Origin of the sequence: Bosea sp. 685 (genome assembly GCF_031884435.1) — a bacterium.
Lineage (GTDB): Bacteria > Pseudomonadota > Alphaproteobacteria > Rhizobiales > Beijerinckiaceae > Allobosea.
This window is the reverse complement of record NZ_CP134779.1, coordinates 727,445-746,524: the sequence shown is the minus strand read 5'-3', so window position 1 is coordinate 746,524 and position 19,080 is coordinate 727,445. Positions and strand designations below refer to the sequence as shown.

Genomic DNA, 19,080 nt, shown 5'->3' with positions numbered 1-19,080 from the left:
CCCGGCTGAGTTCCCTCGCTGGCCCGCAGCGCATCGTCATCCGCAAGCACGCAGGTTTCCCGTTTGCAGGATGCCTGCGCATGAGCACTCCGATGTCCTGACGCCGCGGGACGAGTGGTCCGCCGGGCAGCTCGATCCCGCCTCTCCGGCCAAGCCCAGCGCCCATCGGTATTCGCACGGCCGAAAACGCCAGGCGCCGAATGATCAGTCGGCAAAGGATTAAGGCGCCGCGGACCTGGCGGTCGAGACAGGTTGCAGCCGGCGATTACTGGCCCCTGCGAGCATTAACCAAGCGTAAACCAAAAATTGTGCGCTCAAAAATTTAATGATACCTTAACGATAGGCGAGCGTCCGATGGCTCAGTTCGTCCTGCAGCCTGCTGGTAGCTCCCTGCCGCCAAGGCTCTTGTCGCCGTCGGACAGGAGGCATGGATGTCCGACGTCAAGTCTGGCTGGTTTGGACGCAAACGCGTGCAAACGCCTTCGGATTCCGGCCCTCCTCGTAAACGTCGCCGCTCGATCGGCATCATGGCGCTGGAGCCGCGCATGATGTACGACGCCGCCGCTGCCGCGACCGTCGGCGCAGCCGGCGCGCATCATGATCCTAACGCCAGCAGTGACCACGCTGCGATCACGGCGGCAGAGCGCCATCAGCAGCATCATGCGGTGAGCAATTCCGGCAATCCGGAGCCTGCATCATCCTCATCCGCGCCGTCGTCGCAGGATCAGCCGGCCGCGACGCCGCCGAACGTGCAGACGCCTTCCCCGCCTCCCCAGACCGTCTCGGAAACGGCGAAGACCACCTCGTCCTCGCTCGATGCCAGCAGCACCGCCGCACCCGCCGGCGGCGCGGTCCACGATCTCGTCTTCATCGATTCCAAGGTCCCCGATATCCAGACGCTGATCGACGGCGTGAAGCCGGGCGACAAGGTCTTCGTGCTCGATGCCGAGAAGGACGGCGTGCAGCAGATCGCCGACATCATCGCGGCGAATAATTTCCATGACCTGTCCTCGATCCAGATCGTCAGCCATGGCGGCTCCGGCGACCTGCATCTGGGCTCGATCGACCTGACGGAAGCGAGCCTCGCCTCGCATGCGAGCGCTCTGGCCGGCATCGGCGCGTCGCTCGCGCCCGGCGGCGACATCCTGCTCTATGCCTGCGACGTGGCGCAGGGCGCCGGCGCGCAGTTCATCGCCGACCTCTCCCGCTATACCGGCGGCGCCGATATCGCCGCCTCCACGCATGATGTCGGCGACGCCGCGCTCGGCGGCAGCTGGACGCTCGACGCCAGCACCGGCCCGATCCAGGCGCAAGTTGCCTTCACCGCTGCCGCGTTGGAAAACTACCACGATCTGTTGCCGACGATCAGCGCCAACCAGACCACGGTGCTGTCGACGGATCTGGACGGCGACGGCCAGATCGACCCGGGCGATACGGTCACGACCACGGTCACGATCACCAATAACGGCACCGACGCCACCGGCGTTTCGCTGAGCGAGACCACCAACGGCCTGACGCCCGTCGCCGGCACGACCACGATCACCCCGATCGCCTTCGACGACGCCTATGGCGGCATCGTCGGCAACACGCCGATCAGCTTCAGCGCGGCCCAGGGCGTGCTCGCCAACGATATCGACCCCGATGGCGCACATTCCGGCCTGACCGCGATCAACGTCATCACCAACGCCAACACGCATGGCACGGTGTCGCTGAATGCCGACGGCTCCTTCACTTATACGCCGACCACGGGTTACAGCGGCACCGCGACCTTCCAGTACACCGCCCACGACGCGCAAGGGCTCAACAGCAACGTCACCGGTACGGTGACGCTGACGGTGACCGACCCGGTCTGGTATGTCGACAGTGCGGCCGCCGCCGGCGGCGACGGCAGCTTCGGCCACGCTTACCAGACGGTGGGCTTGGCGGTGACGGCCGCGGCGGGCTTCAGCCCGAGCAACGACACCATCTTCGTCACCAATAGCGGTTCGACCTATTCTGCGGCCAGCGGCATCACGCTCGCCAGCGGCGAGCAACTGCTGGGCGACGGCTCAAGCCTCACCAGCGTCAACGGCCACGCAGTCGGCGCTTCGACCAGCAATGCGACGTTCTCGGTATCGTCGGGCACGGCGGTCACGCTGAACGCCAACAACACCATCAGCGGCATCAACATCACCGAATCCGGTTCCGGCAACGGCATCACCGGCAGCGCCGTCGGCACCCTGACGCTCAAGGACGTCAGCGTGACCACCGGCGCCGGCACGGCGCTTGGTCTCTCGACCAGCGGCACGGTGACGGCCACGGGCACGAATTTTCTGTCGAGCACGAGCGGCACGGCGCTCAGCGTCGATCATGTCACGATCGGTGCCGCCGACCTGACGTTCCAGAGCATTTCGTCGGGCGCCGGCGCTGGTGCCGGCATCATCCTCAATACCACCGGCACAAGCGGCCATCTCGCGGTAACCGGAACCGGAACCACCGGCAGCGGAGGCATCATCAACGGGTCGACCGGCGACGGCGTGAACCTGACAAATACCCAAGACGTCAATCTCGCCTACATGAACATCACCAACAATTTAGGCGACGGCATCGGCGGCTCGAACGTCAACGGCCTCGTGCTCGATCATCTCACGATTACTGGCAACGGCGACAACGCCGCGACCGACGAGTCAGGCATCAACCTCACGCAGCTCACAGGCACCGCTTCAAACGGCGCGCACGCGACCTCCATCAGCAACTCGACGATTAGCAACAACGAAGAGTTCGAAATTCAGATCAGCAACAGTAGCGGTACGCTGACCAACCTGCAGTTGATCAACAATACGATTTCCGCCAACGGCCTCGCGATCAATGGCAACGCCACCTCTCCGCATGGCAATCTCGTCAACTTCCTCGGCCTCGGCACGTCGGTGATGGGCCTGACCGTCAGCGGCGGCAGCTTCACCGGCAATACCGTGTCAGACGCCACGCACGTCATCACCGGCACGGGCATCTTCGCCAATTCCGGCGGCACCAGCATGACCGTGAACGTCTCGAATGCCACGTTCACCAACAACAATGCGGGCGTCGATGTCTCCACTGATCCGGCAGCGACTTCGCTGATCTTCGATATCGAGAACAATACATTCATCGGGCAGCGGTCTACCGCCATCAATCACTTCGACAATGGCAATGCTCCGTTCAATCGGACGGTCAACGGAACCATCAAGAACAACATTATCGGCAATGACGCCGTTACAAATTCTGGATCCACGGTTGGTAATGGTATCAGCATTCAGAATGAAGGCGCCATCAACGGGAAGTATCTGATCGACGGCAACACGATCTCGCAGATCGCCACCGCGCCGGGCATCAGCGTCAATGTCGGCCTCGGTGGCCTGGCCACCGGCGGCGGCGAAACCGATATCACCATCACCAATAACACAATCCAGCATATTAATGGCAGCCGCGCCATCACCATTCAGGACAATCAAGTAACAGATATCGCCAACCCGCCCGGGGCAGGGCCATTCCCGACGATCTTTGCCAATATTTCCAACAATCACTTCTCTAATATAGCCGGACAAGCCGGTAACGGACAATTCGTTCGAATCAAGGAGTCGTTTGGTACAGTAAAGCTAACTCAGAACGTAGCGACAGCCGGCAATACGGCGACGGAGCTGGATAACGCCAACAACTCCACCGATCCGACCAAATTCAGCATCAGTGGCACAGTGCTGTTCGGTCAAGGCGCAGCGCCGCTACCGACAACCAATCCATTGCCCCTGCTCGCCGCCCCGGGCGGGGTGCAGGCTGCGCCTGCGGATACGACGACGCCCGACACATCCGCGCCCGCCGATACCGGTGCGACATCCACACCGGCAGCCGACGGCCCGCTGACTCAAGCCCAACTCGACTCCACCGTCGCCGCCGCCATCGCGGCATGGGAGGCCACCGGCCTCACAGCCGAACAGATCGCCTATCTGCACAGCGTCAGCTTCTCCATCGCCGATCTCGGCGGCGTCACGCTAGGACAGGCGAGCAACGGCCATGTCACCCTCGACGACAACGCCGCCGGTGTCGGCTGGTTCGTCGATACGACGCCGGGCGACAGCGCCGAATTCCCCAATCTGTTGAGCGCGACACGCGAGCAGACCAACCCGAACCTCGCGCCGGCCGGCAAGATCGATCTCCTGACCACCGTCGAGCACGAGCTCGGTCATGAACTTGGCCTCAGTGACAGCTATGGCGCGGCCAGTCGCGACAGCCTGATGTATGGCTACCTGGTTCCCGGCGAGCGCCGTGCGCCGATAGCGGGCGAAGCCGATGGCGCCACGCCAGGCGCGATCGCCTCGGTGGATTTCCTGCTCGGCCCGATCGCCATCGGAGCCTTGCCGAGCGGCAAGTCGGTCACCATCACCTACCAGTCCACGGTCGATGCGCAGAGCGACAGGCTCATCGTCAATCCCGTGAACACCGGCACCGTGTCCGGGACCGGCTTCTCGAACGTCGGCACCAACACGGTGACGACGACGCTGGATTCGCTCTCGCTCGGCAATCTCGTCTACACCGACGCCAACAACAATGGCGTCTTCGATGCGGGCGACAGTGGCATCAACGGCGTGACGCTCAGCCTGTTCGACGACACCAATCATAACGGCATCCTCGACGCCGGCGACACCACGATCGCGACGACGACAACCGCGGGCGGCGGGCTCTATGCCTTCAACGGTCTCGCACCAGGCGATTACATCGTCCAGGTCGACGCCAGCAATTTCACCGCCGGCCACGCGCTTGCGACTTACAACACCGCATCGTCCAGCGTCGCCACCGATCCCAACGGCAATGTCGACAACGACAATGACGGCCAGCCGATCACGGGCGGCGCGGTCACCACCAAGGCGATCACGCTCTCCTATAACAACGAGCCGACCGCGGGCACCGGCAACGACACCAACAACACGCTCGATATCGGGCTGATCCAGAATCTTCCGCCCGTGATCGATCTCGACAGCACGGCCGCCGGCACCGGCACCAGCGCGAGCTTCACCGAAAAGAGCCCGTCGGTCGCGATCGTGGGGGCCAATGTCTCCATCACCGATCCCGACACCACGCTGCTGAAATCCGCCACGATCACGATCACGAATGTCCAGGCGGGCGAGGACCTGCTCGCCTTCACCGCCAATGCCAATACCGGCGACATCGTCGCCGGCACTTTCACAGGAGGCGCGCTGACCCTGACTTCGGCCGCCGGCGCGAGCTTCGCGCAATGGCAGGCCGCGCTGCAGGCCGTGGCCTATTCCGATACCTCGTCGAACCCCAACGTCACCGACCGCAGCATCTCCGTCGTCGTGGATGACGGACAGACCGCGAACCATGCCAGCATCGCCGCGACCTCGACGATTCATCTCACGCCGACCAATGACGGGCCTGTCGCTACCAGCCCTGGCGCGCATTACGCTGCGACCGAGCAGGTCAATCTCAGCCTGCGCAACACCGGTCTCTCGGTCAGCGATGTCGACGGCAATAATGGCGTCGAGACCGCGACGCTGTCGGTCGGCGAAGGCAACATCACCATCACCGCCGGCAATAGCGGCATCACTGGCATCTCCGGCAACGGCACCGGCTCGGTCAGCTTCTCCGGCACGATCGCGCAAATCAACGCGCTCTTGAACACCAGCACCGGCACGATCCTCTACAACGACAACACCGACACGCCGAGCGCCTCGACGACGCTGACCCTGACGATCCACGACAATGGCAGCACCGGAGGCGGCGATCTCTCCGCATCCGCGACATCAACCATCGACATCGCGGCGGTGAACGACGCGCCGGTCGCGACGATCACGCCCACGACCTATGCAGCCACCGAACAGCTGCCCCTGACGCTCAAGGGAACCGGGCTTGCGGTCAGCGATATCGACGGCGCCGGCGGCGTCGGGCGGATCACGCTGACGGTCGGCGAAGGCACGCTCACCGTCACCGCCGGCGATAGCGGCGTCACCATCGTCTCCGGCAATGGCTCCTCCTCGGTCATCGTCGACGGCACGCTGGCGCAGCTCAACGCCTTGCTTGGCATCGGTGGCACCAGCGATCTGTCCTATATCGACAACGCCGATAATCCGGCCGCCAGCACGACGCTGACCTTGCTGGTCAACGATCAGGGCAATACCGGCACGGGCGGCGCGCTGACGGGCAGCGATACCGCGACCATCACCATCACGCCGACCAATGACGCGCCTGTCACTACCAGCCCGGGCGCGCATTACGCCGCGACCGAACAGGTCAATCTTAGCCTGCGCAATACCGGCCTCTCCGTCAGCGATGTCGACGGCAATAGCGGCATCGAGACCGCGACGCTGTCGGTCGGCGAAGGCATCATCACGATCACCGCCGGCAATAGCGGCGTCACCGGCATCTCCGGCAACGGCACCGGCTCGGTCAGCTTCTCCGGCACGATCGCGCAGATCAACGCGCTCTTGAACACCAGCACCGGCACGGTCCTCTACAACGACAACACCGACACGCCGAGCGCCTCGACGACGCTGACCCTGACGGTCCACGACAATGGCAGCACCGGCGGCGGCGATCTCTCCGCATCCGCGACATCGACCATCGACATCGCGGCGGTCAACGACGCGCCGGTCGCGACGATCACGCCCGCGACCTATGCCGCCACCGAGCGGAGCGTGCTCAATCTGAAGACCACCGGCCTCTCGGTCAGCGACATCGACGGCGGCACTGGCATCGAAACCGTGACCCTGTCGGTGACGGAAGGAACGCTCACCGTCACTGCCGGCGGCAGCGGCGCGACAGTCACCAATAGCGGCACGTCCTCCGTGACGATCACCGGCACGCTGGCGCAGATCAACGCGCTGCTGTCCTCGGACGGCAGCAGCACGGTCAGCTACATCGACACCAACCGCAACCCTGCGGCGAGCGCGACGCTGACCCTGGCGATCAACGATGGCGGCAATACCGGTTCCGGCGGCGCCAGGACCGCCACCGATACGGCGGTGATAACCCTCACGCCGGTCAACGACGCGCCGGTCGCGACCATCCTGCCGAGCTACAGCGCAACGGAGGGATCCAGCCTCAACCTGAAGAATAGCGGGCTTGCGGTCAGCGATATAGATGGCAATAGCGGCATCGAAACCGTGACCTTGTCGGTCGGCGAAGGCGTGCTGACCGTCACCGCGGGCGGCAGCGGCGCGACGGTCACCAATAGCGGCACCTCGACGGTCACCATCACCGGCACGTTGGCGCAGATCAACGCGCTGCTGGCCTCCGACGCGACGAGCACGGTCTCCTATATCGACAACACGGTGAACCCGAGCGCGAATACGGTGCTGACGCTGTCGATCAACGATGGCGGCAATAGCGGCGGCGGCGCTCTGATCGCAAGCGCCAATGCGACGATCAGCATCACCGGCGTCAACACTGCGCCGGTCGCGGTCGCCGATAGCTACACCACCAGCCTCAATACGGCCCTGACCGCCCCCGCAGCCGGCGGCGTGCTCTCCAACGATAGCGACGCCGAGGGCAGCACGCTGACCGCGGCGCTCGTCGCCAGTGTTGCGCATGGCTCGCTGACGCTCAACGCCAACGGCTCCTTCGTCTACACGCCGACGACCGGCTATACTGGCACCGATTCCTTCACCTATAGGGCGAGCGACGGCTCGGCCCAGTCCTCGGTCACGACCGTCACCCTCTCGGTGACGGCGATCGTATCGGGAACGCCATCCTCCGATCAGATCTACGTCTCGACGACCGGAAACGGAAACACGAACTCCGGCAACGCCGCCAATGCGCAGCGCATCGTCGCGGATACGAGCATCAAATCCGTCAATCTGGACGGTACCAACCTCGCAACGATTTTCCAGGATACCGGGCTCGTCAACGCGCTGCCATCGCCGATCACGAACCCGTCGAACATCGTCGTCGATGTGGCAAGCGGCCTCTATTTCATCAAAGCCACGGCCTCAGGCACGAACGACAGCGGCAGCATTTTCGTCGGGCATCTCAACAGTTCAGCCGCGCCGGTGCTGGTCTACACCAACCCGGACGGCGATTGGCGCAATGGCGCTGCCATTATGGACGTGGCGATCGATGCAGCCACCCATACGCTCTACATCTCCCAGAACGCCAATTACGAGGCGACGGGCCTGGCGGCGAATAACGGCATCTTCAGCTTCACCTACAACACGACGACCGGCGCGCTCAGCAACAAGACCGCGGTGCTCACCTATGATCCGACCTATACCGATACCAGGACCGGCACCCAGACCGGATACATGGCGCAGCAACCGGTCAACGGCATGCTCTATTTCGAGGCGGTGACCTACACCACCTGGACCGGCACGTTCCAATATTATTCGCTGAACCTTGCAACGCATGCGGTCACGGCGCTGACGCCAGCGAACTGGCTGCCGGTGTTCGACTACCATACCTATACCGGCACTTTCGCCTACGACCTCACCTATGATCCGAATAACAACAACATCTATACGTTTGTGTCCCCGGTCGTGAACGGCTCCCCCACCGGCCAGAAAATGTATGAGTTCAGCGCCAATGGCGGCGCGGCGCCTTCGCTCGTTACGATTTCCGGCGGAGCCAATAGCGCCAGCCTCGACCGCATGACGTTCAGCACCACGACGAACCAGTTCCTGTTCACGAACTATGTCAGCCAGAAGGTCGAAGCCTATACGGTAAGCGCCGACGGCAAGACGCTGACCTATGCTTCGTCGATCGCGCTGGGGCTGCAGCCAGGCGGCGATCCGAGCGGGGATTTCGGCACGGCGGCCTCGCCTTACGACTATCCGACCGGGGTGTTCGTCGTATCCGGCAATCAGGCGCCGACCGATGCGATCGCGCTCACCAGCTATAACGCGACCGAGCAGACGGCGCTGTCGCTGAAGAACACCGGCCTGTCCGCCGCCGATGTCGATGGCGGCAACACGATCGAGACGGCGACGCTCTCGGTCGGCGAAGGCGTGCTCACCATCACCGCGGGCGGCAGCGGCGCGACCGTCACCAATAGCGGCACCGCGACGGTGACCATCACCGGCACGCTGGCACAGATCAATGCCCTGCTGAACACCGACGCCTCCAGCACGGTCAGCTATATCGACAATCTGGATACGCCGGCCAGCCACACGACGCTGACCTTCTCGGTGAAGGATAGCGGCAACCTGACGGCGATCGATACGGCAACGATCTTCATCGCCGCCGTGAACGACGCCCCGACCGCGACGATTCCGGGCTCGCCCTTCAGCGCCACCGAGCAGACCACGCTCAATCTCAAGACCAAGGGCCTGACAGTTGGCGACGTCGATGGCGGCAGCGCGATCGAGACCGTGACCCTGTCTGTCGGCGAGGGCACGCTCGCTGTGACGGCCGGATCGAGCGGCGCCAGCGTCAGCGGAACCGGAACCTCGTCGGTGACGATCAAGGGCACGCTGGCGCAGATCAACGCCTTGCTCAGAACCGATGCGACCAGCACGCTCAGCTATACCAATGCGAGCGACACCCCGAGCGCCAGCACGACGCTGACGCTCGCGGTCAATGACGGCGGCAATGCCGGATCGGGCGGCGCCAAATCCGGCACGGCCAGCGCCACGATCAACATCACAGTGGTCAACGATGCGCCGGTTGCGGTCGGCGACACCTATTCCGGCACCCAGGGCGCCGTCGTCACCGGGGCAAGCGTCCTGGGCAACGACAGCGATGTCGATACCAGCCATGCCGCGCTGACAGCGGCCGTCGTCAGCGGCCCCGCCCATGGCGCCTTGACCTTCAATCCGGACGGTACCTTCACCTATACGCCGAATCTCGGCTTCTCCGGGGCCGATTACTTCACCTACCGGGCAAGCGACGGGGCGCTGCAGTCCAATGTCGCGACCGTCACGATCAACGTCGCGACCAGCCCGATATCGGCGGGCAATGATTCCTACACCACCTCCGAAGAGACGGTTCTCAGCGTCGCCGGGCCCGGCGTGCTTGCCAATGACAGCGATGTCGACCCCCTCGCCCAGATCACCGGCGCGACGCTGGTCAGCAGCGCGGCTCATGGCGCGGTGGTTCTCGCCGCCGACGGATCCTTCACCTATACGCCAGACACGGATTTCTACGGCACCGACAGCTTCACCTACCGGGTCAGCGATGATCGTGGCAATGTCCCGGCGGTCGCGACCGTGACCATCACGGTGACGCCGGTGAACGACGCGCCGGTCTTGTCGCCGCACGCGCCGGGCGATGTCTCCTACACCGAGAACGCGGCGGCGACGCCGCTATTCGTCGGCGAGACGATCACCGATCCCGACAGCCCGGCCAATTTCGCCGGCGGCGGCCTGACGCTTGCCATTACCTCGGGAAGCGCGGCCGGAGACCAGATCGTCCTGCTCGCCGGCTCCGGATTTACCGTCGCGGGCACGGTCCTAAGCGATGGCGGCAATACCATCGGCGTGATCACCGGCCTTGGAACGACGACGGTCTCGGTGACGGGGCTGACCGCGTTCGCGACGCCCGCCGAGATCAACCGGCTTGCCGCCGCATTCGGCTTCCTGAGCGCGTCTGACAGTCCCGGATCGACTGACCGCGTCATTGCCCTGACGTTCAACGATGGCGGCAATGTCGGCGGCGGCGGGCTGACGGACAGCGCCACCCAGACCGTTCATGTCACGCCGGTGGACGACGCGCCGGTCGTCACGGCCGGCAATACGGTGGGCTATACCGAGCAGGCGGCGCCGATCTATCTGGATAGCGGTGTCACCATCTCCGATGCCGACAGCCTGAACCTGACCAGCGCGACCGTCACCATCGCGAATTTCGTCGCAGGCGACGTGCTGAACACCGACACCACCGGCACCCAGATCACGATCGCCAGCTATGGCAACGGCGTGCTGGTGCTGACGGGCCTCGATACAAAGACAAACTACCAAACCGTCTTGTCTCGGATAACCTTCGCCAATACGGGGAATGACGACCCGACGGTCGGCGGCACGCAGGCTTCGCGGACGATCAACTGGGTCGTCACCGACGACACCACTGTCGACAGCGCTGCGGCCGCGACCACCGTCAATATCACGGCCGTCAACGACGCGCCGACGATCACGGCCCCAGTGACGCTGCCGGGCCTGCCCAGCGTGCCTGTCACCATCTTCGGCGTCAGCTTCAACGATCCCGACGCCAGTGGCGGTCAGGAAAAGGCGACCTTCAGCTCCGCCAGCGGCACCTTCGCGGCGTCGTCCGGTTCAGGCGTTACGATTACCGGTTCGGCCACCGGCACGATCCAGCTGGTCGGATCGCTCACGGACCTGAATGCGTTCATCGCCAGCGGCGGCCTGACTTTCACCTCGCCCTCCAACAGCGCCGTCGATGTGGCCGTGATCCTCGACGACCAGGGGCATACCGGCCCGACCCCGGCATCCAGCGCGGTCTCCCACATCACGATCACCAGGAACACGCCGCCAAGCGCACCGACGGACACCAATGGAGCCATCAACACGGTCGCGGAAGGAGCGGCGGCGGGGACCACGATCGGTGTGACGGCAAAATCCACCGACGCCGATAGTGGCGACACGATCACCTATTCGATCGTCGGCCGCGGCTCGGTCGCCTACCAGATCGATCCCGTCACCGGTGTGATCTCGGTGCTGGACGGCACCAAGATCGACTATGAAAGCAACCCCACCCACACCACCGCGATCACGGTGCAGGCGAGCGACGGCAAGGGCGGATCGACCACCTCCGATTTCATCGTCAACGTGACCGATGTCGCGCCATCCCAGCCAGTCGACGGCAATGGCGGCGCGAATACGGTCGTCGAGGGTGCGGCGAACGGAACCCCGGTCGGCATCACCGCTGCCTCCAGCGACATCAATGGCGGCACGGTGACCTATTCGCTGACGGATGACGCTGGCGGACGCTTTGCGATCGACGCGGCGACGGGCGTCGTCACCGTCAATAACAGCGCTCTCCTGGACTTCGAGACCACGACCTCGCATCAGATCACCGTGCGGGCGGCCGATCCGAGCGGCGCATTCGCGACGCAGAACTTCACGATCGCCGTGACCGATGCGGCGCCTTCGCAGCCGGCGGACGGCAATGCCGCCGCCAATACGGTGGCGGAAGGTGCCGCCAACGGAACCGTGGTTGCGGGATTGTCGATCGCATCGAGCGACGTCAATGGCGGCACGGTGACCTATTCGCTGACGGATAACGCCGGCGGCCGCTTCGCCATCGATGGCGCGACGGGTGTCGTCACGGTCGCGAACGCGGCGCTGCTCGATTTCGAGACGGCGATTTCGCACAAGATCGTCGTGCAGGCGACCGATCCAAGCGGAGCCTTCACGACGCAGAGCTTCACCATCGGCGTGACCGATATCGCGCCCTCGCAGCCGGCCGATGGCGACGCCACGGCCAATACGGTGGCGGAAGGCGCGGCGAACGGCACGGTCGTTGCCGGATTGTCGATCGCATCGAGCGACATCAACGGCGGCACGGTGACCTATTCGCTGACGGATAATGCCGGCGGCCGCTTCGCCATCGATGGCGCGACCGGCGTCGTCACGGTCGCCAACGGGGCATTGCTCGATTTCGAGACGGCAACCTCGCATCAGATCATCGTGCAGGCAGCCGATCCCAGCGGAGCCTTCACCACGCAGAGCTTCACGATCAACCTGACCGACGTCGCGCCCTCGCAGCCGGTGGACGGCAACGCCACGGCGAACACCGTCCTGGAAGGCGCGGCGAGCGGAACGCTTGTCGGCGTGACCGCGGCCTCCACCGACGTGAATGGCGGCACGGTCACCTATTCCCTGTCGGACAATGCCGGTGGTCGCTTTGCGATCGACGGGGCGACCGGCGTCGTCACGATCGCGGATGCCTCGAAGGTCGATTTCGAGAGCAGCGGCGGCAGCTACTCGATCACGATCAAGGCTTCGGATCCGAGCGGATCGTTCACGCAGCAGAGCTTCACCATTGCGGTGACGGACGCAGCGCCGGTCGCCGGCAGCGATACGGCCGTGACCAATGAAGACACGATCCTGATCGTCTCGGCCGCCAATGGCGTGCTCGCCAACGACAGCGACGTCAATGGCGGCGCGCTGACCGCAGTGCTCGATACCGGCCCGGCCCATGGCGTGCTCGTGCTCAATCCGGACGGCTCATACCAGTACACGCCGAACGCCGACTATTTCGGCCCCGACTCCTTTGTCTATCATGCCAGCGACGGCACCTTGCCGAGCGCCGCAACGACGGTGTCGATCACGGTCAACGCGGTCAACGATGCGCCGGTGCTCTCCTCGGTCGCCGCCAATATTCCCTTCACGGAGAATGGATTGCCGGTGACGCTCTCGCCGGGGCTGGCCCTGTCGGATGTCGACAGCACGCTTCTTACCGGCGCGACCGTCGCGATCACGGGCGGTGCCTTCCCGGGCAGCGGGGATGTGCTGAGCGCCGACACCGCCGGCACCGCGATCATCGCGAACTACGATGCGGCGACCGGCGTGCTGACGCTTGCGGGCATCGACACGCTGGCTGATTATCAGCAGGTGCTGCGCTCGGTCGCCTACGTCACCGCCAGCGACAACCCGACCAATTTCGGCGCCAATCTCTCCCGCACCGTGACGGTATCGGTGACCGATCTCGACCAAACCAGCACGGCCCATACCAATCTGAGCACCGCAGCGACCGGCATCATCGCCATCACCGCGGTCAACGACGCGCCGACTATCGCGCCCGCGACCACGGCCTCCTTCACGGAGAAGAGCGGGCCGGTCGCGCTCTCGCCGGGTCTCGTCCTGTCCGATGTCGACAGCCAGACCCTGGCTACGGCCTCGGTTGCGATCACCGGCGGCTTTGCAGGTGACGGCGATGTACTGGCCGCCACGGTGGCGGGAACTGCGATCACGGCGAACTACGACGTCGCGACGGAAACCCTGACGCTGAGCGGCGTCGACACGCTGGCGCATTACCAGCAGGTCCTGCGCTCGGTGACGTTCAACTCCACCAGCGACAATCCCGATCAATTCGCGACGCAGCCGACGCGGATCGTGACCTGGACTTTGAACGACGGCGCCTCGTCCTCGAATCTCAGCGCCTCCAAAACGACGACGCTCGGCATCACCGCCGTGAACGATGCCCCGGTCGTGACCGCGGCGGCCGCGTCGGGCTTCGACGCCAATACCGGCCAGCCGCTCGCCATCGATCCGACTATTGCGATCCGCGACGTGGACAGCCTGACGCTATCGGGCGCGCAGGTCGCGATCGCAGGCGGCTTCGCCTCAGCCGATGACCGGCTTGGCTTCGTCGATCGCGGCGGCATCACCGGCCATTACGACAGCGCAACCGGCGTGCTGACCCTGAGCGGCACGGCATCGGTCGCCGATTACCAGGCGGCCCTGGCGAGCGTGACGTTCCTTTCCACCACGCAGGCGAACGGAAGCCGTGTCATTGTCTGGAGCGTCGATGATGGCGCCGCCGTCAACAACCGGAGCACGGTCGCGACGACCACGCTCACTGTCGACGGCCTGATCATTCCGCCGCATATGTTCGGCGATACCGGCCGCGCCACACCGGATCATTCCGCGATCTTCCTGGGTTCGACGACCAGCAGTCAGCCGGTGATATCGTTCCTCGGCGCGACGGACGGCGACAGCGTCATCAGCAGCCGCAGCGGATCCCATTTCTACGTCATCGATACCGATCCGCAGTTGCTGACGACGGCGGACGCGTCGATCCAGATCAAGCTCGCGATCGAAGCCCTCGAGGCCCCGCTCGGGGGCGATATCGCGGCCTTGGTCGTCCGGCAGGCGAATGGCGATCCGCTCCCCGACTGGCTGAGATTCGATGCCACGACGGGAACCTTCAGGGGCTTGCCTCCCGATGGAGCGGTGGCCAGCCTCGCACCCGACCCGTCGCTGGACTACGAGCTCCACACCGGCGCCCTGCCGCCGACCGCGGACCGGAACACCGGCACGAGCAAGACCATTCCAGCTCCCTCGAAAACCATCACCGTGCAGATTCTGGTTCGGGATTCGAAGGGAAATATCGCAGTCACGAACTTTACGATCGATCTGAGCCCCCGCCCGGACAAACAGGGCTGGAACCTGGATTTGATGGATCGCGGCTACGGGCTTCACCTCCAGGCCGGCCTGCATGGCGCCTCGCCCGAGCGCGCCGCCATCGCGGCGGCCGCGCGAGATGTCAGCGGGGATACGTTACGGCATGTCGATATGAACGAGCGCCCCGCCAGCGGTCGCGCCGGGTTGAGCGAACAATTCGCCTCAGTCGGATGGCGTTCGCTGGAGATGCAGCGCCAGGCTTTGCTGGCGAGTTTTCAGCAAAGCCGCTGAGCGCGCTTTTTTAAGGGAATGGGACTAGAACAGGAGCGGGCCAGACGCAGGGTCAAGCGTTCCAGATGGCGGATGACACCTTAAGATCGAGCTCCATGCTGAACGTCGCGCCGAGTTCCCTGGACGCCCAGCTTTTCGGACTGGGCACGCTGATCCAGCTTCTCAAGCGGGCGCGGCGCGCTGCCTCCGCCGAGGAGCTCGCCTTCGTCATGGTCAATGAAACCCATATTTTGCTGCCCTACCGCCAGGCTGCATTGTGGCGGCGCGATGCGCGCGGGGTCGGCAAGGTCGTGACGGTTTCCGGCGTTGCCGTCGCCGAGCGCAATGCCCCCTTCATGCTGTGGCTCGGCCGGGCGCTCTCAGTCCTGGAGCAGGACGAGGGGCGCGACAGCATCAGGGCCGTCGATGGCGGGGATCTCGAGGGTGAGCTGGGCAAGGCCTGGGCGGAATGGCTCCCGGCTCACGGTCTCATGGTGCCACTGCGAACCGAAGGCCAATCGGCGCTCGGCACCTTGCTGTTCGCGCGGGAAAACCCCTGGAGCGAGGGCGACCGTCATCTGATGCAGGAACTGGCCGATGGCTATTCCTATGCCTGGGCGAATTTTCAACGCGGCCGGCAGCAGCGCTTCTTCGCCGCGCTGCGCCGCCGCAGCGGGCTGCTCAAGCTGGCGCTTGCAGCCGCCGTCTTCGGCTTGATGTGGCTGCCGGTGACATTATCGGCCCTGGCTCCGGCGGAGGTCGTGCCGTTCCAACCCACCATCGTGCGCGCGCCGCTCGAAGGCGTGGTGGATCATTTCGAGGTCCAGCCCAACGAACAGGTTCGGGAGGGACAAGCCCTTCTCGTGCTGGATCGGCGCGCCATCGAGAACAAGCTCGAGGTCGCCGCCAAGGCTCTGGCGGTGGCGGAGGCAGAGTACCGCCAAGCGGCGCAGCAGGCCGTGTTCGACGACAAGAGCCGCTCCCTGCTCGCCGTGCTCAAGGGCCGCATGGAGCAGCGGCAAGCCGATGTCAGCTATACCAAATCGCTGCTCGACCGCGTCCGGATCACCGCGAGCCGGAGCGGCCTTGCCCTGTTCGACGATCCCAATACCTGGACCGGCCGGCCGGTCGCGATCGGCGAGAAACTGCTGGAGATCGCCGATCCCGACCAGGCCGAACTCGAAATCTGGCTGCCGGTGTCGGATGCGATCACCCTGAAGCCCGATGCGGATGTCGATTTCTTCCTGAACGTCTCGCCCGGCTCTCCCGTGCATGCGAGCTTGCGCCAGGCGAGCTACGAGGCCACCCAGTCGCCCAGCGGGTTGCTCGGCTACCGCCTGAAGGCGAAGCTCGCCGCCGGAACCCAGCCGCCGCGCATCGGCCTCAAGGGAACCGCGAAACTCTATGGCGAGCGCGTCACGCTGTTCTACTACCTGCTGCGCCGCCCGCTTGCCGCAGCGCGTCAACTGGTGGGCTTTTGACGGCGATGGCCGCCCAGGCAGCTCCCACCGCCGATCTGTTGCCATTACGCGAGGAAATCGCGGTTTTCCCCGGTCCGACCGCGCTGGACGGCTCTCCGACCTGGACCTTGCATGATCCCTCCTGCAACCGCTTCTACCGGCTGGGCTGGCTCGAGTTCGAATTGCTCTCGCGCTGGGACAGCGGCACGATCCCTGCGCTGATGGCGCGGGTTGAGGCCGAGACCACGCTTCGCATCGAGCAGGAGGACGTGGACGATCTGGTGCGCTTCCTGTTCGGGTTCGATCTGCTGCGCGCAACGAGCCCGCAGGCGACGATCGGCCTGCTCGGGAAGGCACAGCGGCAACGCGGCAGCTGGGGCCAGTGGCTGCTGCATAACTACCTGTTCGTGCGCATTCCCCTGCTGCGGCCGGATCGCTTCCTGACAGCGACCTATCCCTATCTGCGCTGGCTGTTCACGCCGCTTCTGGCGCTGGTCGTCATGGCCCTCGGGATCATCGGAATCATCTCCGCCTCGCGTCAATGGGACGTCTTCCTGGGAACCTTCGTCGATCTGTTCTCGGTCCAGGGCGCGGTCGGGTTCGGGCTGACCCTGGCCTGCCTGAAGATCGTGCACGAACTGGCCCATGCCTATACGGCCAAGCGCTTCGGCTGCCGCATCCCGACCATGGGGCTGGCGCTGCTGGTCATGGTTCCCGTGCTCTATACCGATGTGAACGAGGCCTGGAAGCTGGCCAAGCGCAAGCAGCGCCTCGCCATCGGCCTGGCCGGGGTCATGGCCGAGCTGGCTTGCGCCGCAGTGGCGCTATGCGCTTGGGGTCTCCTGCCGAATGGGCCGGCACGAAGCGTCGCTTTCCTTGTCGCCACATCGACATGGCTGACCACCATCCTTCTCAACGCAAGCCCGTTCATGCGCTATGACGGCTATTATGTCCTCTCCGACTGGCTGGAGATTCCCAATCTCCACGCCCGCGCCTTCGCACTGGCGCAATGGTCGATGCGGGAAACGCTGCTGGGCCTCGGCGATCCCGTTCCCGAGGAGATGCCGCTGCGGCGGCGGCGCTTGCTCGTCGTTTTCGCCTTCCTGACCTGGGCCTATCGCTTCGCCCTGTTCATGGGCATCGCGGTGATCGTCTATCATTTCGCCATCAAGATCCTGGGCGTCGCGATGATGATCGTCGAGATCGGCTATTTCGTTCTCTGGCCGGTCGTCAGGGAAGCAAGGGTCTGGTGGAGCCGGCGTGGCGATATCCGTCCCGGCCCCAGGATATTCGCGACCGGCATTGCTGCGCTCCTGGCTCTCGCCTTGCTGCTGGCGCCCTGGCGTTCGGCGATCGAGGCGCCGGCGCTGATGAAGAGCCAGCAGCATGTCGACATCTTCGCGCCCGAATTCGGCGCCCGCATCGGCACGATCGCCGTCAAGCATGGCGATACCGTCACTAAGGGCATGCTGCTGGCGCAATTGACCTCGCCCGACATCGACTACCGCCTCGGGCGGGCGCGGACCGAAATCGACGTCCTCGGCTGGCAGCTCGGCGCCAGGGGCGCAACGCCCGAGATGCTGGCGCGCAGCCAGGTCACCGAGCGCGAATACGAGGCGGCGCGCGCCGAATATGCCGCGCTGATCGACCAGAAATCACGCCTTCAGGTGCCGGCGCCGGCCTCGGGCAGGATCGTCGACGTGGCCGAGGCGCTGGAGCCCGACACCTGGATCGCGGCGAAATCGCGCCTGATGTCGATCGTCGATCCAACCGGCGTCAGCGTCGACGCCTATGTCGATGAAGCCGATCTCGACCGCATCGCGATCGGAGACAGCGCGACGTTCTTCGCCGAAGCCGATACGCGGCTGGAATACAGATTGCGCATCGTCGAGATCGCGCGGGCCAGCACCCGGATGCTGCCGGATCCGTATCTCGCCTCCACCATGGGCGGCCCCATTCCGGTCAGAGCTCAAAAGCAGAATGAATTGGTCCCCGATCGGACGATCTACCGGGTGAAGCTCGCCATTGTCGGCCAGGAGCCGCCGGTCACCCGGGTGCTGCGTGGCGATGTGATCCTGCGCGGCGAGGCGCTCAGCATCGCCGCCCGCATCTGGAGGTCGTTTCTGGCGATCGCGATCCGCGAGAGCGGTGCCTAGCGTGTTCCTGACGGAACGGAAGTAGATTTCCGGCTGCGAAAAGGTGCTAAAATAGCAACGCTCCAGCAATATTCGCGCTCGAAACGCTTGGCTTACGCATCTTGCTCTTGCCCACTAACCAAGGGGAATGAAACACTCAATCGTTAATAAGAC

Annotated in this window: 3 protein-coding genes; all 3 read left to right on the top strand. The window is 64.6% G+C overall.

Annotated features, from left to right (window positions below):
• Positions 1-431 precede the first annotated feature (431 nt).
• A complete protein-coding gene (locus RMR04_RS04505; protein WP_311913202.1) occupies positions 432-15,332 on the top strand; it encodes a tandem-95 repeat protein in 14,901 nt (4,966 codons plus the stop codon).
• Positions 15,333-15,427: 95 nt separating this feature from the next.
• Complete coding sequence (locus tag RMR04_RS04500) at positions 15,428-16,792, top strand: efflux RND transporter periplasmic adaptor subunit (RefSeq protein WP_311913201.1); 1,365 nt, start codon at positions 15,428-15,430, stop codon at positions 16,790-16,792.
• 5 nt (positions 16,793-16,797) lie between these two features.
• Positions 16,798-18,927 carry a site-2 protease family protein gene (locus RMR04_RS04495; RefSeq protein WP_311913200.1) on the top strand — a complete coding sequence of 710 codons (2,130 nt, stop codon included), beginning with the start codon at positions 16,798-16,800 and terminating at the stop codon, positions 18,925-18,927.
• The last annotated feature ends 153 nt before the right edge of the window (positions 18,928-19,080 follow it).

What these genes read in the sequence shown, in the direction of transcription:
- RMR04_RS04505 (WP_311913202.1), top strand. Translation starts at nt 432, where the DNA reads ATGTCCGACGTCAAGTCTGGCTGGTTTGGACGCAAACGCGTGCAAACG.
- RMR04_RS04500 (WP_311913201.1), top strand. Translation starts at nt 15,428, where the DNA reads ATGCTGAACGTCGCGCCGAGTTCCCTGGACGCCCAGCTTTTCGGACTG.
- RMR04_RS04495 (WP_311913200.1), top strand. Translation starts at nt 16,798, where the DNA reads ATGGCCGCCCAGGCAGCTCCCACCGCCGATCTGTTGCCATTACGCGAG.